Origin of the sequence: Pseudalkalibacillus hwajinpoensis (assembly GCF_015234585.1) — a bacterium.
In the GTDB taxonomy this organism is placed as follows: domain Bacteria; phylum Bacillota; class Bacilli; order Bacillales; family Guptibacillaceae; genus Guptibacillus; species Guptibacillus hwajinpoensis_B.
Genome location: NZ_JADFCM010000008.1, coordinates 54,616 through 73,495, shown reverse-complemented (window position 1 = coordinate 73,495; position 18,880 = coordinate 54,616). Strand labels below are relative to the sequence as shown.

Below are 18,880 nucleotides of genomic sequence, written 5' to 3'. Positions count from 1 at the left end.
TTCTACATGCCTAATCGCTTCCACTCATTCAACACTTGTGGAATTTCTAGTAACGATTGAATCGAGGCGTCTCCTAACTCTTCGGATGTATTAAACCGTTTCTTCCAAATTGTTTTCATTCCAGCGTCACTAGCACCCTTTATATCATTTATCTCATGATCCCCAATAAAGACGGTTTGAGAAGCTTTTAAATCAAGCCGCTCAAGGGCACGCTGGAAAATCACTTTCTCTGGTTTTTTCACGCCCTCTTGTTCAGAAATAAGAATAACGTCAAAATAGTTTTCAATTCCCAGAGCACTAATATTTCTATACTGGAATGCTGTTCTTCCATTGGTGATTAAACCTAGCAAATACCCACTGCTTTTTAAGCGATCAAGCATATCGATCAAACCATAGAAAGGTTTACAATGAAGGTGAAAGGAACGAATATAATCCTCTAGAAGCGCTTCTGAAGATATTGTTAGTTCATATTCATCTACTAGCTGTTCGTAAACGCGATCTTTCCACGTATACCCATTGTTATCTAAAGTAATGAAACGTGAGCAAAACTGTTCTTCCTCTATGTCTGCTAAAGATGTGAGGTAGCGTTTATATTGGTCGCGAATAAAGATATTCACTGAGTCTTTCCTATTCAAAAGCGTCTCATCAAAATCAAAAAGAATGCCTTTTATCAATTGCCTCATTTCCCTTCTAAATTCCATCATATTTTAGATTAGCATAAATTTTCATAATCTATTTACATTTGTGTTATTTTATGTAAAATTGGTTGTTAGAATTAGAAAGGGGGAAACTATCAATTGATTAGAAGATTAACTGAAAACGATCATCTTCAATGCCTTTCCTTATTAACACCACACGCCGCAGAGAACTTGTTCATATTAGGAGATATCGAAGCTTATGGGTATGATCAACCTTTCCAGAAGCTTTGGGGTGATTTCTTAGAGGATGGTACATTGCGAGCTGTTTTATTAAAATATGAAAAAAACTATATTCCGTTTGCACCTGATGATTTTGACGCAAAAGGTTTTGGAAAAGTGATTTCAGAAGACAGCGATTTCCTTATGATGTCAGGCCTTAAACGAGTCACAAGTCAAATACAACCCTTTGTTTCCCATTCTTTTCGTTCAAGCCGTGAATTGTTCTATGCGAAATGTGAGAGTACTAACGAACTTGCCCTCGATAACCTCAGCAATGTACAAGTCGCCTCATCGCTTGACCTAAGTCACATCCATTCTCTTCATGAACAAATTGGTGAGTTTGACTCATCTGAGACCGTAGAAGAAAAGCGACGAAATCAGGAAAAAGGAGTATCAAGAACATATTTTATTGAGGAAGATGGGAAGCCCGTGTCAGCAGCTTCTACCGCAGCAGAAAATTCTCAATCAGCGATGATCGTTGGTGTTTGTACATTGGCAAATTATAAACGAAAAGGCTATGCTTCAAAATGTACAAGTAAGCTTTGTTATGACGTCCTTAAGGAAGGAAAAGTCCTATGTCTTTTCTATGATAATCCAGAGGCAGGAAACATTTACAAGCGAATAGGCTTTCAAGATATCGAGAAATGGATGATGATTCATTTTGAAACTAAAGAAGCTCTTGTTTAATCTCTGCGATCCTTGCTTTCAATAAGGATCGTTTTTTTTATTGTCTCTTTTAGATTTAAACATATAAAACCTCTATCAATCTCTTTTGTCGCCTGCTAGACACAACTATTCGTGAATTAGCCTTGAGATTAGATTATAACTTTCTTACTATTATAGTGTGGAATAAGGTTTACAAGATTACTGAAGTGGCCATACTGTTTATTCAGAAATGGACGTAAGAAATGAAGGGAAGGAAAAATTGTTATGAAAAAAATCGGATCATGGGTATCTATCCTTAGCATTTCTATGGTGCTAGCAGCGTGCGGACAGGATAATGCAACTGAGTCTAACAACGCCTCGACGGCAGAGGAAACTCAGGTCGAAACACTTGATGTTGCACTAGATACTCCTGAAAAAGTAGAAAAAGGTGAAAAGGTTACTTTTTCTGCAACGGTTACACAGGGAGAAGAAAAGGTAGACGATGCTGACGAAGTTATGTTTGAAGTATGGAAAGAAGGCTCCAAAGAAGATAGCGAAATGATCGAAGCTTCTCATGATGGCGAAGGCGTTTATACTGCTGAAAAGGAACTCGACGATGCTGGTAAATACTTCGTTCAATCTCACGTGACAGCTCGCGACTTACATACGATGCCGAAAAATGAAATTATGGTCGGTTCTGAAGAAGAAGCTGCTTCTGAAACTGATGAACACGCGCACGAACACGAAAGCGACGTATCCATCCATCTTATGAAGCCCGAAGAGATAAAAGCGAATGAAGATGTTTCGTTCATGGCACACCTTCAAAAAGACGAAGAAGCTTTAACTGGCGCTGACGTTCGCTTTGAAATTTCGAAAGTAGATGAAGAAAAAGCTGAGTGGGTTGACGCTGAAGAAATGAAGGATGGCGAATACGAAGGAGCGACTTCTTTTAATGAAGCTGGTGACTACACCGTTACCATCCATGTAGAGAACGATGAAGGTCTTCATGAACATACCGAAGAAAGTGTCACCATTACAGAATAATAAAATCCTCTCCCTCTATTCGAGGGGGAGGATTTTTACTATGCTAGTTTTATTTTCTTGAATTTTCTTTTGCCCACTTGAATGACCAATCCATTTTTCACTTCAATTTCCTCATTCACTTCTGTTACTTTTACCTCATTTAGCTTAATACCGCCATTCTTCACCATTCGTCTAGCTTCACTTGTTGAAGGTAGCATGCCTAGTTTAGCGATCAATGTTGGCACAGTTACCATCCGATCTCCATCCCATATGACTTCCTCAATATCGGTTGGAAGCTGCTTTTGCTGAAAGATTTGTTGAAACTCCACTTCTGCTTTTTCAGAAGCATTTTCTCCATGAAACATGCGAACGATTGTCTTAGCTAGATTCATTTTAGCTGTTCTTGGATGGATTTCTTCTTGTTCAATTTCTTTTCGAACCGTAAGCTTTTCCTCTAGAGATAGATCCGTGATTAATTCGGTATATTTGACGACCAGCTCATCAGGAATCGACATCGCTTTTCCATACATCTCTGAGGGCTTCTCTGTAATTCCAATGTAATTCCCTTTGGATTTAGACATTTTTTCAACCCCGTCTAATCCTTCTAGAAGAGGCATCATTAAGACAACTTGCTTCTCTTTTCCAAACTGCTCTTGAAGGTGACGTCCCATTAAAACGTTGAAATACTGATCATTTCCACCGAGCTCAATATCACTTTCAAGATGAACAGAATCATAGCCCTGCATTAAAGGGTAGAAGAACTCATGAAGCGAGACAGGCTTATTCGCCTTCATTCGATTTTCAAAATCATCGCGCTCAAGTAAACGAGCAACCGTTATTTTCCCAGCGAGTTCAATAACGTCTTCAAACTTTAGTTCAGATAGCCACGCCGCATTGTAGTGGAGCTCCACTTTGCTTTGATCAAGAACCTTACCAAACTGCTCAAGATAAGTTCCAGCATTTCGTTTCACCTCTTCATCCGTTAGCTGCACTCTTGCTGTTGATTTTCCAGTGGGATCACCAATTTTACCTGTAAAGTCTCCAATAATGAGTTGGATGATATGGCCATTTTCTTGAAACTGCCTTAACTTATTTAACACAACGGTGTGACCAATATGGACATCGGGCGCAGAAGGATCAAGACCCAATTTCACTTTAAGTGGCTTATTCTTAAATATCGAAGTGGCTATTTTATGCTTAAGTTCATCTCCAGGAATGACTTGACTCGTTCCATGTGTATAAACCTCATATTGTCTTTCCATTTCCTTTCTTTGTTCTTCTGTTAATTGATCCATGACTGAGTTCATTCCTGTCGACCTCCTAATTATTAAATTTCATATTAAAAGCCACGTCCCCTCTATATAGTAGGGACGTGGCTTACACGCGATACCACCCTGATTGAAGAAATAACTTCTTCCGGCTCGAATACGATAACGGTTTTCCCGTTCCTGACTAGTTAGATCACTCTGTTCATCAAGAAGGCTCTGAGGGGTAATTCACGGTTAGACTGTACCAGTTCACACCAACCACTGGTTCTCTGACACTACTCGTCATAACACGCTACTGCTTCCTCTTCCTAGCCTATTGTTATTTACGATGCATGAATTTCTCATTACTTTATCTTCTTTTATACTAATTGTCAATTTGTTTCTTCAAGAGCAGTTAGGAATTTCTCACAAAAAAGAACGCAGCCTTGCAAGACTGCGCCTTTTTCATTATTGTTTATTTAATTCTTTTAACACGACAGTTGAAAGAATATCGATGAATTCTTCCTGTGCGTTTGGCATCTCTGGTCGATAATAATTTGCACCGATTTCATCTGTTACAACTTTACATTCATAGTCGTTATCAAATAATACTTCCAAGTGATCAGCTACGAATCCAACTGGAGCATAAACAAACGATGTAAAACCTTGTTTTTCATAAAGATCTCTTGTTAAATCCTGTACGTCTGGTCCAATCCATGGATCTGGAGTGTTTCCTTCACTTTGCCAACCAATCGCCACGTTCTTCACACCTGACTCTGCTACGATAAGATCTGCCGTTTCTTTCAATTGGTCTGGATAAGGGTCTCCATTTGCAATGATTTTTTCAGGTAAACTGTGCGCGGAAACGATTAGGACAGATTTCTCGCGTTCTTGATCTGCCATTCCCTCAAATATCTCTTTAATACGTTTCGCCCAATAAGAGATAAATTTAGGCTCGTCATACCAGCTCTCAACAGAATGAATAACTGGGCCACCTAGTTTTCCAGCTTCTTCTTTTGCTCGTCCATTATAAGATTTGATACTAAATGTAGAGAAGTGAGGCGCCAACACAATACTAACGGCTTCTTCAATACCATCATTGTGCATTTGCTGTACCGCATCTTCTACAAAAGGTTCGATATGCTTTAATCCGATATAAAGCTTAAACTCAATTTCATCTTGAATTTCATTAAGGTGAGCTTCAAGCCCTTTCGCCTGATCTTCCGTAATTTTGGCAAGTGGTGAGATTCCACCGATTGCTTTGTAACGGTCCTGAAGATCTTTTAACTGCTCGTCAGATGGCTTGCGGCCTCTTCTAATATGTGTGTAATAACGTTCAATATCCTCTTCTTTATAAGGCGTTCCATACGCCATTACAAGTAATCCCATTGTCTTTTTAGCCATGAATGTGTTCCCCTCTCATACAGTGATTAATTAAATAAACTATCTTTTTATAATCATTATTATCTAGGTATCAGTATACCTTTTTTTCTCCCCTGAATCAAAGGAATCTGACTATAAATTCGTAACGTTTTGTGTCACTCCTATTGAAGCAAACCTTTATGTATTTTGCCACTTCCGATGCGCTTCCTATCACAGTATAGCGAACATTAAGCGTTCTGTCTTTCTCTTCCTCCACTTCTATTTCATCCTATCCACCATTTTCAGATTTCATACTGTGGTTGAATAACCCGGTAATCAAGCGGGTGGCAGGTGCGGTACCCCCACTTCACCCATAAAAAAAGCTGCGCATCATTGCGCAGCTTTTTCCAATTTATCTATTTTTCCATTGCGCCATTATGCTTCGATACAACTTCACGCAGATCCGTGTCGTCTTGCTCTTCTGTATTAAAAGCTAACACGTAGCGAAACTCTCTGTCCGCCTGCTCAGATGGATCAGCATTTTCTTCTTGCTTGCCTGTTGGCGTTTCATTAGAGAAAAACAAATCGTTATTTGCTCCAGCCGGGGTAGCTGTTCCCTGTCCCTGAACTGGTGTATCGATACTAAGTTTTTGATCTTCTGGAATATGTTCAACTGACAATTGACTTACCGAATAAGCCTGCAAATCAGCTTTTGCACTCTCTGCATCGTTCTCTGTTGTAAAATAAGCTTGTAATGATTTACTCATGTCAATCCAACTCCTTTTTATGATCTCACAAAAGGGGTTTCCCGATTCTTGCCATCTTTAATCATCGTGATAAAAATTAATGTCTTTTAGCGATGATCACCATGGAAACAAAGACTGTGCTAATCAACATGGCGGCTAATGCACTCAGCACTGTTACTGAGCTAATGTTCACTATGTTGAATTGTAGAAGAAAAAGAAACACCATGATATAACCTAGTACAGCAAAGTACGAATAAAACATCCCCTTCTCTCGAATCATTCGACTTCGCTCGTCCCGTGCCTTAAACTGCGGCTGAAGATAGCTTAAGCAAAAGGTCATAATAGACATACCAACCATCATATAACTGACAGGAATAGGCTCATTTCCTGTGCTAAGGCCAACACTAATCAGTAATAAAGCATTCAACGCAAAAAAAACGCCGAATCCGATATACGTTTTATTCATTGCCACTTCTAATCCCCCTCAGAATCCAAATAAAAAATCTCCTCCACAATCGTTCCAAACAATCTCGCCATTTCAAGTGCGAGCGGTAGAGATGGATTGTACTTACCTTTCTCAATTGAAATAATCGTTTGCCTTGATACGCCAAGTATTTCTGCTAGGCGATCCTGGGAATATCCCTTTTCTGTTCTTTTCTCACGGAGTACATTTTTCAACTAAAAAGCCTCCTTACTTCTCATCTTCCATTATAAAGTAAAGTGAACTTTACGTAAAGCTTACTTTACATCGTGATGAATCATAATCCTCCGTTCACTACACATGCTAGAAAGATCCTAACGAAATCAGGAGGTAAAAAATGAAGCGTGAGACAACACAAACAAACAAAAAGATAAACGATTCATTCTACAAAGGACAAGCACCTGTCACTGTTGATGAAAAGATCAATGAAGACTTCTATGGCGAAGAGCCAGCTCAACCCACAAGTTACCTTGGCAACAATACACCTGCCATTGATGTAACGGGGAATAAGGACAAAAATCGATAACCAACTTAAACTGAGGCTGGGACAAAACCCAGTAAATTAAAATAAGAGTGGCCCTGCGGACAAAGAATTTGTTCGCAGGGCCACTCTTTTTATATTTTCATCTTAATTTAACAATAAAATAAGGGCAACCTCTGATAAAATTATAGTTACCACACAATAACCATCGGAGGTGCCCTTATGTTTAAAGATTATAACATGAATCAAGTGATTTTGCCCCTAGATTTAGAAATGAAATTACAAGAAAATGATATTGCCTATGCCGTCCATGAGTTGGTCGAACAGATTCCGGATGAAGCTTTTTCTGCGTTCCTGCGTGATACGGGATGCCCTGCTTATCACCCACGTATGATGATGAAAGTTATTTTATGTGCGTACACCCAATCGGCTTTTTCAGGAAGAAAGATTGAAGGTCTCCTCAAAGATAGCGTTCGGATGATGTGGTTAGCGCAAGGGTATGAACCCAGCTATCGCACCATCAATCGGTTCCGTGTTCACCCAGAAGTCAAAGAACTTCTTCGTCAGGGCTTCGTACAGTTTCGTTGTCAGCTCGTTCAAAAAGACCTCATTGATGATGAAGCGATCTTTATTGATGGTACGAAGATTGAAGCGAATGCCAATAAGTTTACATTTGTGTGGCGCAAGGCTATTGAAAGGTACAGCGAGAGTCTGATTGAAAAGTCGAATGCGATGTACGATGAGTTGATTAAAAAAGAAGTGATCCCCGAAATCGAACGGGAAAGTCCAGAACAACTTTCCATTAAAGAACTTTCTAAAATAGAAGAAAAGCTAGAAGAAAAAGTCGGAGAATACAATGAGAAGATTGAAACCAGTGCCGATGTAACCGAACGAAAACAGCTTCGTTCAGAGCGAAAAGGACCGAAGCAGTTCCTTAAACAAATGAAGGATTTCGTATTGCGCAAAACAAAATACGAAAACGATATGGCTATCTTCAAAGAACGGAACAGTTATTCCAAAACCGATCACGATGCCACGTTCATGCGTATGAAAGAGGATTATATGAAAAACGGGCAACTCAAAGCCGGTTACAATCTTCAAATTGCGACGGAGGGTCAATATACACTCGCATACGATATCTTTCCAAACCCAACGGATACACGTACTTTTCTTCCGTTTCTTGATCGTGTAGAAAAGGATTTCTTTCAATTGCCTACGTATGTCGTTGCGGATGCCGGTTATGGGAGCGAAGAAAACTACATAGATGTGCTGGAAAATCGCAAGCGCACGCCTCTCATCACGTATAATACCTATCGAAAAGAGAAGAAGAAAAGCTATAGGAAGGATGCGTTTCACGTATCCAATTGGGACTACAATGAAAAAGAAGATACATTCACATGCCCGAATGGAAAACAGTTGCCATTCCGATACGTTTCTCATCGCACTGACAGAGGTGGCTTCACACGAGAATTTAAAGTATATGAAAGTGAAAACTGTACCGGTTGTCCGTTCCGTTCTCATTGTACAAAAGCAAAAGACGGGACGAATCGAAAGATCTTCTATAACGCCAAATGGGAAGAACAAAAGAATATGATTCAACAGCTGCTTTCGGATGAAAAAACAGGTGAAATCTACGGTCAACGGAAAATCGATGTAGAGCCAGTTTTTGGATTTCTGAAGGCTATTTTGGGTTTCACTCGGATGTCCGTAAGGGGCAAAGAGAAGGTCAAAAATGAAATGGGCTTTGCGCTCATGGCGGTGAACTTGAGAAAGTATACCGCCATGAATGCGGAGTGATCCAATAATCTTAGGAATAACCAAACAAAAAAGGTTCCGTTCGTCAAAAACGATGAACGGAACCTTTTTATCGATTTCAGGCTAGTTATGTCCCAGCCTCTCTACTTTATTATTCTGTTAAGTAGTGCATGCTCTTCAATAAGTAAAAAGCCGATGCTAATAGTAAAACTCCTGATAAAGCAAAAACAAATGGAACACTAATCGTCTCAGCAAGAAAACCGTATAGCAAAGAGCCAAGACCGAACGTAATGGATATCAGAGCGCTTTGAGCGCTAAAAACTTCAGGAAGTGAATCTTTCGGGCATTTCTTTTGGATGAATGTCACCATCGCAATTGATTTTATTTGTTCCACCATTCCTGAGAGCACAGTTAACAGAAGTGCAATCACAGGAACACTTATTAAACCAAAAACAAACGTTAAAACACTAATCGCGAAGCACGTGGCGAGAAGCGTTTCTTTCATATAACGTTCAATCCAATTAGTGTATTTGGATACGGCCATTCCACCTGCTATCAAGCCGATGAAAAAGCACGCATTAAGATATCCCCACCACGCTTCTGATTTCATAAGAACTTCTTCGACAAAAATATAAAGGATAGCAGCAATCCAAACGACATTTGCTATCGCTTCAATAAAAATCATAATGTGAAATATACGCAGAACAGGATGCTTCCAAATCAACCTCCATCCGCTCATCATATGAATTTTCGTCTTCCTTTCTCTGTAATCCTTCACAACAATTAACCCCATCATCAGTGTGGAAATCACGTACATCACAAAGGTAACCCATATAACGAAGGAGCCTGACGTTGCTGCTACAAGAATACCACCGAGTGCCCAACCGCCAAATTGAATGGACTGATCAACAACCGCTACAAAACTATTCGCTTTCGCAAGCTCATCCTCCGTAACGAGTTGAGGGAGCATGGCATTTCGAGCAGGTGCGGCCCACCCATCAAGAAACGCGATGATAAAAACAAGAACTAAAATAATCAGTATTGAAGGATCAAAAAGCCATAAAGACAAGCCAAGCATCCCCAACAACACTGTCTTTATACTTTGTGATCCGACTAGTAATCCTTTTAACGAAAAGCGGTTCAAGACTAGCGGTGCACACATTCCACTTACAAATCGAGCGATCGTAATAGTAAATGGTAGCAGGGAAAGATAAAGTGCTGAACCTGTTGATTGATAAAGAACAGCTATTAGCGCCACAATATATAGAACATCTCCCGTGTTGGCAAACCCCTGGCCAATCCACAAGAAACGAAATGAACGTAGTCTCATCATAACTACCCCTTTTTATTTTGGTCTTACAAATGAACTAAAGGGTAGTCAGTTTACATAGGGAAAATCACTCCTATTCTTCAATGTCTTTTAATGTCCAGATAACAGTTGCTAGTACGAATGAAAAAAATAGTAGGCGTTATGATGAGATAATTCGTTTAATAGCGTTTTTTTCCATTTTAACATATACCTAAAACGATCGTTTTGAATTTTCTAAATTAATTAATTGTTTTTATGAAGTGTTTCATGCAAACTAAAAGGTGTAGTGATACTCTTTTTAGGGAAAGAAATAATGATACATTTTCGGATTGGTTTAAAGATTTCGTAAATTGATTGTTGCGAGTTGAATGCCATCTTGAGGAATGCTATCGTAAATATTTGATAAAGCAAGGATATCTACAACTAAATCGACCATTGTGATGGAGGTAAAATCTATGAGAATTATTGTAGCAGGCGGAGATGGTTTCTGTGGGTGGCCAACCGCACTTTACTTATCAAAACAGGGCCATGAGGTTACGATCATTGATAACATGGTACGCCGTAAATGGGATGATGAGCTTCGATCGAACTCACTCACCCCCATCTTACCCCTTGAAGAACGCGTGAAATTATGGGAAGAAAAATCAGGTAAGCATATTGCAACGTATGATTGTGATTTGATGCACTATGACTTCTTAAAAGAAATCTTCAAGCAAGTACAGCCTGAAGCATTTGTTCACTTTGCTGAACAGCGCTCAGCACCATATTCTATGATCGATCGTGAGCATGCGGTATTTACACAAACGAATAACGTTGTTGGTAACTTGAACGTGCTCTATGCGATTAAAGAAGTTACACCTGATTGTCACTTAATTAAATTGGGCACAATGGGTGAGTATGGACAGCCTAACATAGATATCGAAGAAGGATACATAAAAATAGAACATAAAGGACGTGAAGACGTTCTTCCATTCCCGAAACAGCCGGGATCGTTCTATCATTTATCAAAAGTACATGATAGCCATAATATTCAGTTTGCCTGCAAAATATGGGGCATTCGTGCAACAGACTTAAATCAAGGAATTGTTTATGGACTTCATACAGATGAAGATGAACTCGATGAAGGTTTAATCAATCGCCTAGATTACGATGGTGTATTTGGTACAGCCCTTAACCGTTTCATCATTCAAGCAGCAATTGGCCATAACTTAACAGTGTACGGATCTGGTAAACAAACGCGCGCTTTCTTAAACATTAAGGACACGATTCGCTGTGTAGAAATTGCAGCAGAAAACCCGGCCGACAAAGGCGAATTCCGCGTGTTCAATCAGTTTACTGAAGAGTTTTCTGTACTTGAACTGGCTGAGAAAGTTCAGCGTGTAGCTGAAGCTAAAGGACTCAATGTGAACATCGATCACCTTGAGAACCCTCGTGTTGAGAAAGAAGAGCACTACTATCACGCTGTAAACACAAGCTTAATTGATCTTGGTCTTGAGCCTTCTCTTTTAACAGATGAACACATTTCGAGAACGCTTGATACAGCTCTCAAATACAAAGACCGCGTACTGAAAGAAAACGTTCTTCCTAACGTGACCTGGAAGTAAAAGATGCACAATACTAACTGAGGTGTTCTTATGAAAATATCCATCGTAACAGAGACATTCCTTCCTTCAACAGATGGCGTGGTGACAAGACTTCGTGCATCGATCGATTATTTAATTGATCAAGGGCATGATATTCAGGTCATTGCTCCAGATTTAGGAGTGCGCAGCTATCGGAATATTCGTTTTGATGGAGTTCAGCCTCGTACATTCTTTCTATATAAACATCGGAAATTCGGCATGCCAACTCGTGTGATTAAAACCTATTTAGAGGAGTTTGATCCTGATCTTGTACATGTCGTTAACCCGGCTTTTATGGGCTATTCTGGTATCAAGTATGGTAAGAAACTAGGGGTTCCGCTTATTGCTTCTTATCATACTCACGTTCCTAAATACGCTGATCACTACAATATGTCATGGTCGGAACCTCTTCTCTGGTGGCACTTTAGAAGAATGCACAACAAAGCGGATATTAACCTCTGTACATCACAAGCCATATTAGAAGAATTAAATGAACAAAACTTCTATAACATGCATTTGTGGAAACGCGGTGTTGATACTGAACGGTTTAATCCTGAACTTCGTGACAGCGACATGAGACGACGGTTATCAAACGACAATCCAGATAAAACCCTTCTCCTCTTTGTCGGAAGACTTGCATTCGAGAAAGAAATCGATTCGCTCGTTCCGATGCTTGAAGGAAAGCCAGATGCTCACCTGGCGATTGTTGGGGATGGCCCTTATCGAGGTGAACTCGAAAAGAACTTCGGTCATCTTGACAACGTATCTTTTACTGGTTTTCTACACGGCGAAGAACTAGCAAGAGCTTATGCTTCTGCAGATGCGTTTATGTTTCCATCAACGACTGAAACGCTCGGGCTTGTCATACTTGAAGCGATGGCAAGTGGCCTTCCTGTTATTGCCGCAGAATCTGGTCCAACGAACGAACAGGTTGAGGATGGTTCAACAGGTCTACTCTATCGTTCAGGAACGAACGGTAACCTCACTGAAGTCATTAATCGCCTTCAGGAAAAAGGGCTATTAGAAAAAATGTCAAAAGAAGCTTACGAGCATTCTAGAGATTACGGTTGGCGAGGTCCAGCTCAACAGCTACTTGATTTCTATGAGTCCGCCATTGAGCAAAAGCAAGAAGAACAGCAGCAGGCGATTCAATAGATAGAAGGATGAGTATATGAAGCAGCAGAGAATTGGCAAGGGTTCTAAACAGGTGATGAGTTTCAGTGTAATTGGTGTGATGAATGCACTAGTTGATATCGGTGCTTTAAACCTGCTCATGCTGTTATTTCCAACAGATGATCGAATCCAGCTTATTATGTACAACACAATTTCATACGTTCTGGCGATCATTAACAGCTATTTCTGGAATGCCAAGCTTACGTTCCCTTCAAAAGCGATCCATGACAAAAAACAGGTGCTGTTATTTCTAGTTCAGGCCATCATCGCACTTGGTATTAGCAACCTTGTCTTTTATGGCGCTCTCTTGATATTCGAATGGATCACGCTGCCACGCTACATTGAACGTAATATTTCAAAAGGACTAGCCATGTTCCTCTCTTCTGCTTCAAGCTTCTTTATGATGAAACATCTTGTATTTCCTCATACAAAACCAAAGCAAGAAGAGCAATAAAACACACAAAAACCGCAGGCTTTCCTGCGGTTTTTGTTATTCTTCCTTATGTTCAATTTTCCCAAGTACCATAGCTGCGCCAAGTCCACACAATAATGTTAAGAGGCTAACTACCGCAAGTCCAACATCTGACTGAAATCCTGGATACAACACAACGACTGAGCCGATCACTAAACCAATCATAACGGCATAAGTCGAAACCGTATATTTTGAAAGTAAGTGAGCAATGACCTTACCTGTTAAGCTTAATCCAATAATAATGCCTGCTCCTACCGTTAGTAAGAGGGGAATTTGAAACGATGAAAGACCGTGGATAACAGTCTGATATGACCCAAGCAGTAATAAGACAAAAGAGCCACTTACTCCAGGAAGAATCATCGCTGTACTAGCTAACCAGCCAGAGAAAAACAGAATGATGTAATCAACCATACTTAACGATTTCATCACCTCTCCTGATCCATCCCCTTTTAGAAACAAAGTGGAAGCAATTAAAATCGCCGCTACAATTAACAATCCATAATGGAAAGGCTCGAACGTTTTCTTATAGTCTACTTTTCTTAATAGAAAAGGAACAACCCCAATAATTAAGCCAATAAAGAAAAAGAACGTAGGCTGTGGATAATGCTCGAGCAGTTTCTCCATAAGCTGACTAACGAGCAGTAAAGCAAGTCCTACGCCTATTAAAAGGGGAATAAAAAACCCAAGTTCTTTTTTCCAATTCTTACTCATCAATCCATTAATACCGCTAATCAGTCTTCTATAAATGCCAAGCACCATGGCAATCGTACCACCGCTTACGCCAGGGATTAAATCACTTACGCCCATTAATAATCCTCGATAAATATTGCGCCACACAAACATGATCACGTTTCTCCTTTTGCTTTATGTCTAGTACCTACATTACCCATATATACCCTCTCATTAACCGAACATTTTTATCAACGCGATTTCGAAAAGGTTCAATCACCCTTCTACTATGCCACAATCCCTTCTAGAAAGAATGAATCAATTTTGTGACATTTCTTACTTTAAGCTCTGTAGTTGAAAAAGAGGATTCCTTTGCAGTAAAGTGATAGAAGTGATTGACAAACTGGAGGAATTTGATGAGTGACCGAAATAAAGGAATTATCCTATTGCTAATATCATCATTTGGATTTGCGATGATGGCTGCTTTTGTAAAGCTATCAGGTGACGTGCCAACGATTCAAAAAACGATGTTTCGAAATGCCGTCTCTGCCATCATTTCATTTGGCTTTGTGATGTACTACAAAGAAAGACTATTCGGTAAAAAGGAGAACCAGAAATTCTTGCTCCTGCGATCAGCGCTTGGAACACTAGGAATCATTTTCTATTTCTACGCGATTGACAACCTTGTCCTCTCTGATGCCGACATGCTCAATAAGCTTAGTCCTTTCTTATTAATTATTTTTTCCGCTCTTTTCTTAAAAGAAAAAGCGAAACGGTTCCAGATCATTGCGATCATCATCGCTTTCATCGGAACGCTATTAATTATAAAGCCACAGTTCTCAGTCGAGACAGTTCCGTATATTTCCGGACTGCTTTCTGCTATTTTTGCTGCAGGTGCCTATACAGTACTCAGGGTTCTTGGACAGCGTGAAAAGTTCTATACGGTTGTTTTCTATTTCTCATTCTTCTCAACCGTAGTATTATTGCCATTCGTGATTATCTTCTATGAACCAATGGAAACAAAACAGCTGATCTATCTATTATTAGCGGGCGTATTCGCAACGCTTGGACAATTTGGGCTCACCGTAGCCTATAAATTTGCACCCGCTCGAGAAATCTCAATTTTCTTCTACTCGACCGTCGTTTACTCTGCTTTAATCAGCATTGTGCTATTCGGTCAAATACCTGATGCCTGGAGTATTATTGGGTATATTATCATTTTCTCGGCTTCGTTCTATATGTTTATACGTAACAACCGTGAAGCGAAAAAGGTTGAGAAGAGACAACCACAAACTTCGCATTGATTCACATAATAAAAAGAGAGGCAAACTTCTATTTAAGTTTGCCTCTCTTTTTTTGTTTTCCTATGACCGATTCATTTGTGAACTGTTTTGACTTCATTCTCTACGAGTGGAGAGACCGAATAAGATTGCATTTGATGATCGTGATAGATAAATCTGTGCTCCTGTAAATAGTTTCCTCCAAGTACTTCGGGCAAAAACTTCTGCAGATTGCTTACTACACCCTGGTTATCTTCATCTAGAATCCAATCAATTCGTTTTCAGTCTAGTATTCCTTCTGCCGTATTTATAGGTGTAGTAAGAACCATTCCTTCTGGTAAATCCGCGATAAAAATGTACATACCTGAGTTGCCCTGCTCACTATAAAAAAGAGCATTCCCTGCATAGGTAACGCTCTCTAATTCAATCCCTGTCTCTTCAAAGGTTTCTCTTATTATACACTCAAACGGCGTTTCATTCTGTTCTAGCTTCCCACCAACGCCGTTCCAGAGACCCATTGTTGGGGCTTTGCGTCGATTTAATAGGAGAAGATCTTGATTTCTTTTGATAAAACAAATCGTATATTGAAGCATGTACCGTCACCTAGTTTCTCATAATTTGATCCAATAATATAAGTTTGATAAAAACCTAAAACAATCACCTATCTATTTTACTAAACATTCACTCCATATGGATAAAACAGTTAAATTACTGTTACAATGAGCAAGTCGTCTTAAAACGATAGTAGAGTTGAATAAAAGGAACAATTAATGTTTCTCTGACATTCAGGAGGAAAGTAAGCATGCCAACAATCAATCAAGTCATTGAAAGCTATAATGAAGTGGAAAAGCTCTCAGATGCTCCACTCACCATCATATCCGAGGTATTATGGATCATCGTTGGACTCATTTTTATTATGCACCTGATCCGTAACCGTAACATCTTATCCCCATCAAAATTTCTATTTAGAGGAGCCTTCCTGTTCATCATCTTACTCATCATAGGGTATTTATCGTACACGTTAAACAGCTATGATTTTTCAATGAACGAGAAATCTTGGAAAGAAAATACACTCGCCCCTTATCTTCAGTCTTTACATGAGCACAACGAACAAGTTGAGGATTTTTCCCAATTACTGAAAGACCCTGATAACGGCATAAAATCAAATTATGTAGATGAAGACATATCTCCAATTTGGATCGAGTTAGTCACCACTACGGATACTGGTGAAAAACAAGAAAAAATTGTTGAAGCGACGATTTTAAAAGAACCAATTCAACAGCCCTATTTAACTTACAGAATGATTGAAAAAAACATTTCAGATCACTACTCAGATGAGGCTTATTATGAAACAACCCTTCACATTCCTGAAGATTATATGATTCTAACGGACTAATTTTTCAAAAAGCACACGCTCCATTTTGGGAGGTGTGCTTTCTTTCATTGTGCTAGTCTCGATTAGTTACCTTTTATCTTTCCGATACGCTATCCAGTCTCCACCTGGTATTTCGATAAAACGCTTTTCTGGATTTTTCATAATATAAGTAATGGCTTCATAACTTCCTTGCTCACTTTCGATTTCCTGCATGACACGGTCATACAAGTTATGATCGCGCCCTTCCTGATAACCTTCGAGAATATTAATTCTTTCTAGTAACTGATTATCCACCTCGTAGACTTCTCCATATACGTTATGCTCCTCGCTTTGAACTAAAGCAGGGTAACCATCCTGTGTGTCATAAAGCTGTCCCTTTGTCCAACAGAAGCTTTCTTTTAGAGCAGCTTCTTTTATGACACCATGATTGCTTTCTCCTAATCGTAGCGTTCCATAGCAAAATACAAGATGCATGGTTGTCTCTCCTTTATCTCCATAGCTATAGCGAAAAGCCCGCCAATAAGCGGGCTCCCCAGTAACTTAATTAAAAAATTCGCTTCAATGCCTTTTTAAGCGGTGGCATATCAATTTCCTGTTCTTCAAATGCTTTTTTGAGCATGTATTTCGAATAGCTTGCTGCCTGTTCATACGTGATTTTACCTGGAAGAGGCGGCTGCTCTTCAATCACAATGTCGACAATAACAGGCTTCGGTGATTTCGCAGCTCGTTCAAAAGCTGGAAGCAATTCTTCATACTTTTCGACGCGGTAACCTTCCCCGCCAGCTGTTTCAGCAAATGCGGCAAAGTTAAAGTCTTTTAATTCCGTTTCATAATCTATGTTCCCTATTTCCTGCTGTTCATATTTAATCATACCAAGACGTTCGTTGTTAAAGACGACAACCATCATAGGTAGCTTATATTTCACAGCTGTTAAGAAATCTTGCATCACCATCGTAAAACCACCGTCACCGCAAATCGCTACGGCCTGACGATCTGGATGAGCTATCTTACCTGCAATCGCTCCTGGAAGACCGCATCCCATCGTCGCCATCCATGAGGAAATGATGAATTTTTGATTCGTGATGCGTAAATGCCTTGCTGACCAAACTGTCACATTCCCTACATCGATTGACAAGACGGCATCATCATCCAAAACTTTTTGAAGTTGTGGCATGATTTGCTGTGGTTTAATTGGTGTAGACTGTTCCGATTCAATCTTTTCAAGATGAGCCCACCAGTTTTTCATATTGTCCTGACATTTTTCAATAAATTCACGGTCTTCCTGGTAGGTAGTATGCTCGGTTAAGTAAGATAACGTCCACTTGGCATCTCCTATTAATCCTACCGTTACAGGATAACGTTTCCCGATTTGAGTTGGGTCAATATCAACCTGGATCGCCTTTGCTTTATCAGGTAAATAATCGCGATACGGGAATGACGTACCGACCATGATGAGTAAATCAGTTTCTTCCATTGCTTCATAAGCAGGCTTCGTTCCAATCTGACCGAGTTGACCAAGGTTATAAGGATGAACGTCTGGAATAGCTCCTTTACCTGGTAAACTTAAAATAACCGGGGCTCCTGCTTTTTCTGCAAAGCTTAACAGTTCTTCTCTCGCATGTTTAGAGCCTTTTCCTGCTAAGATGACCGGTCGCTTCGCTTCATTTAACATAGCGACAGCTTCATTTAAATTGGAGTCATGTGGATGAACAACTGCTTTCGAGCGAATGAGGGACGTATTCTCTACCTTTTGTTTTACCTTCTCAGCTGCAAGGTCATCTGGAATTGTAAGAATCGCTACGCCCTTTTTCTCAACAGCTGTTCGTATAGCTTGATGAGTTAAGTCAGGTAACGATGCCGCAGTTTCCACCCTGCGGTTAAATACAGATACATCATCAAACATTCGTTCAAGGTTAATTTCCTGGAATTGATCCGTTCCAAGTTGGTCGCTTGCGACTTGTCCAGCAATAACGAGAACTGGTGCACCGTCAGCCTTCGCATCATAAAGACCATTCATCAAATGAACTGCTCCTGGTCCCGCAATAGAAAGGCAGACACCTATTTTGCCTGTTATTTTCGCGTACGATGCTGCTGCAAGGGCACCAACTTCTTCATGTCTAACCTGAATGAACTTCATACGGTCTTGAGCATTTCTTAAATTTTCCACAAAGTGGTTAATCGAATCTCCTGGTAAACCATACACATGATCTACTCCCCATTCAGAGAGTGTATTTAGTAAAATCTCGCCAGCATTTTTATCAAACATCATGACTCCTCCTTCGTTTCTTTATCCATAATGGGAAAGTACCCCTCTATAGGATCA

19 protein-coding genes, 1 pseudogene and 1 other annotated feature are annotated in these 18,880 nt (G+C 39.8%); of the genes and pseudogenes, 9 read left to right on the top strand and 11 right to left on the bottom strand.

Annotated features, from left to right (window positions below; all coding sequences use genetic code 11):
• Positions 1-2: 2 nt before the first annotated feature.
• Positions 3-674, bottom strand: a complete 672-nt coding sequence (locus IQ283_RS11955) for an HAD family hydrolase (protein ID WP_194222203.1) — start codon at positions 672-674, stop codon at positions 3-5.
• 123 nt (positions 675-797) lie between these two features.
• Here IQ283_RS11955 and IQ283_RS11950 point away from each other — a divergent pair, with 123 nt between their 5' ends.
• Positions 798-1,604 (top strand): GNAT family N-acetyltransferase, encoded by an 807-nt coding sequence (locus tag IQ283_RS11950; protein ID WP_194220381.1) that lies wholly within the window; start codon positions 798-800, stop codon positions 1,602-1,604.
• A gap of 243 nt (positions 1,605-1,847) precedes the next feature.
• The gene (locus IQ283_RS11945; protein WP_194220380.1) at positions 1,848-2,606 is read left to right on the top strand and encodes a FixH family protein; all 759 of its coding nucleotides are present in this window, start codon (positions 1,848-1,850) and stop codon (positions 2,604-2,606) included.
• 38 nt (positions 2,607-2,644) lie between these two features.
• On the opposite strand, the gene tyrS is transcribed toward IQ283_RS11945, so the two are convergent.
• The 5 genes from tyrS to IQ283_RS11920 all read right to left on the bottom strand — a co-directional run bounded on the left by tyrS (position 2,645) and on the right by IQ283_RS11920 (position 6,618).
• Positions 2,645-3,892 (bottom strand): tyrosine--tRNA ligase, encoded by a 1,248-nt coding sequence (gene tyrS / locus IQ283_RS11940; protein ID WP_194220379.1) that lies wholly within the window; start codon positions 3,890-3,892, stop codon positions 2,645-2,647.
• Positions 3,893-3,948: 56 nt separating this feature from the next.
• Positions 3,949-4,172: a binding site (T-box leader), on the bottom strand.
• 128 nt (positions 4,173-4,300) lie between these two features.
• A complete protein-coding gene (hemH, locus tag IQ283_RS11935) occupies positions 4,301-5,236 on the bottom strand; it encodes a ferrochelatase (RefSeq protein ID WP_194220378.1) in 936 nt (311 codons plus the stop codon).
• Positions 5,237-5,610: 374 nt separating this feature from the next.
• Entirely contained in the window at positions 5,611-5,961 is a 351-nt protein-coding gene (locus tag IQ283_RS11930; protein ID WP_194220377.1) for a hypothetical protein, read from the bottom strand.
• A gap of 76 nt (positions 5,962-6,037) precedes the next feature.
• Positions 6,038-6,412: a permease gene (locus IQ283_RS11925; protein ID WP_194220376.1), complete on the bottom strand. Its 375-nt coding sequence runs from the start codon at positions 6,410-6,412 to the stop codon at positions 6,038-6,040.
• 2 nt (positions 6,413-6,414) lie between these two features.
• The gene (locus tag IQ283_RS11920) at positions 6,415-6,618 is read right to left on the bottom strand and encodes a helix-turn-helix transcriptional regulator (RefSeq protein ID WP_194220375.1); all 204 of its coding nucleotides are present in this window, start codon (positions 6,616-6,618) and stop codon (positions 6,415-6,417) included.
• A 140-nt stretch (positions 6,619-6,758) separates the two neighbouring features.
• Between IQ283_RS11920 and IQ283_RS11915 the strand changes: the two genes are divergently transcribed.
• Both IQ283_RS11915 and IQ283_RS11910 read left to right on the top strand, forming a co-directional pair.
• Positions 6,759-6,947 carry a hypothetical protein gene (locus IQ283_RS11915; RefSeq protein ID WP_194220374.1) on the top strand — a complete coding sequence of 63 codons (189 nt, stop codon included), beginning with the start codon at positions 6,759-6,761 and terminating at the stop codon, positions 6,945-6,947.
• 177 nt (positions 6,948-7,124) lie between these two features.
• A complete protein-coding gene (locus tag IQ283_RS11910; RefSeq protein WP_194218178.1) occupies positions 7,125-8,699 on the top strand; it encodes an IS1182 family transposase in 1,575 nt (524 codons plus the stop codon).
• 109 nt (positions 8,700-8,808) lie between these two features.
• On the opposite strand, the gene IQ283_RS11905 is transcribed toward IQ283_RS11910, so the two are convergent.
• Positions 8,809-9,987, bottom strand: a complete 1,179-nt coding sequence (locus IQ283_RS11905) for an MFS transporter (RefSeq protein WP_194220373.1) — start codon at positions 9,985-9,987, stop codon at positions 8,809-8,811.
• A 434-nt stretch (positions 9,988-10,421) separates the two neighbouring features.
• Between IQ283_RS11905 and IQ283_RS11900 the strand changes: the two genes are divergently transcribed.
• From IQ283_RS11900 to IQ283_RS11890, 3 genes are read left to right on the top strand one after another with little or no spacing between them, the layout of a single operon-like run.
• Positions 10,422-11,570: an NAD-dependent epimerase/dehydratase family protein gene (locus tag IQ283_RS11900; protein ID WP_194220372.1), complete on the top strand. Its 1,149-nt coding sequence runs from the start codon at positions 10,422-10,424 to the stop codon at positions 11,568-11,570.
• A 30-nt stretch (positions 11,571-11,600) separates the two neighbouring features.
• Positions 11,601-12,743, top strand: coding sequence for a glycosyltransferase family 4 protein (locus tag IQ283_RS11895; protein WP_194220371.1), 1,143 nt, complete (start codon positions 11,601-11,603; stop codon positions 12,741-12,743).
• Between the two features lie 16 nt (positions 12,744-12,759).
• Positions 12,760-13,215 (top strand): GtrA family protein, encoded by a 456-nt coding sequence (locus IQ283_RS11890; RefSeq protein WP_194220370.1) that lies wholly within the window; start codon positions 12,760-12,762, stop codon positions 13,213-13,215.
• A gap of 36 nt (positions 13,216-13,251) precedes the next feature.
• Here IQ283_RS11890 and IQ283_RS11885 read toward each other — a convergent pair whose 3' ends face one another.
• On the bottom strand, positions 13,252-14,076 hold the full coding sequence (locus IQ283_RS11885; RefSeq protein ID WP_194220369.1) for a DUF368 domain-containing protein: 825 nt from the start codon (positions 14,074-14,076) through the stop codon (positions 13,252-13,254).
• Positions 14,077-14,318: 242 nt separating this feature from the next.
• On the opposite strand from IQ283_RS11885, the gene IQ283_RS11880 reads away from it, so the two are divergent.
• Complete coding sequence (locus tag IQ283_RS11880) at positions 14,319-15,206, top strand: DMT family transporter (RefSeq protein ID WP_194220368.1); 888 nt, start codon at positions 14,319-14,321, stop codon at positions 15,204-15,206.
• A 71-nt stretch (positions 15,207-15,277) separates the two neighbouring features.
• Here IQ283_RS11880 and IQ283_RS11875 read toward each other — a convergent pair.
• Positions 15,278-15,775: pseudogene (locus IQ283_RS11875) on the bottom strand (NUDIX hydrolase).
• A 209-nt stretch (positions 15,776-15,984) separates the two neighbouring features.
• On the opposite strand from IQ283_RS11875, the gene IQ283_RS11870 reads away from it, so the two are divergent.
• On the top strand, positions 15,985-16,578 hold the full coding sequence (locus IQ283_RS11870; protein WP_194220367.1) for a hypothetical protein: 594 nt from the start codon (positions 15,985-15,987) through the stop codon (positions 16,576-16,578).
• A 66-nt stretch (positions 16,579-16,644) separates the two neighbouring features.
• On the opposite strand, the gene IQ283_RS11865 is transcribed toward IQ283_RS11870, so the two are convergent.
• Positions 16,645-17,031, bottom strand: coding sequence for a gamma-glutamylcyclotransferase family protein (locus IQ283_RS11865; RefSeq protein WP_194220366.1), 387 nt, complete (start codon positions 17,029-17,031; stop codon positions 16,645-16,647).
• A 70-nt stretch (positions 17,032-17,101) separates the two neighbouring features.
• Positions 17,102-18,823, bottom strand: a complete 1,722-nt coding sequence (locus IQ283_RS11860; RefSeq protein ID WP_194220365.1) for a pyruvate oxidase — start codon at positions 18,821-18,823, stop codon at positions 17,102-17,104.
• Positions 18,824-18,880: the final 57 nt, after the last annotated feature.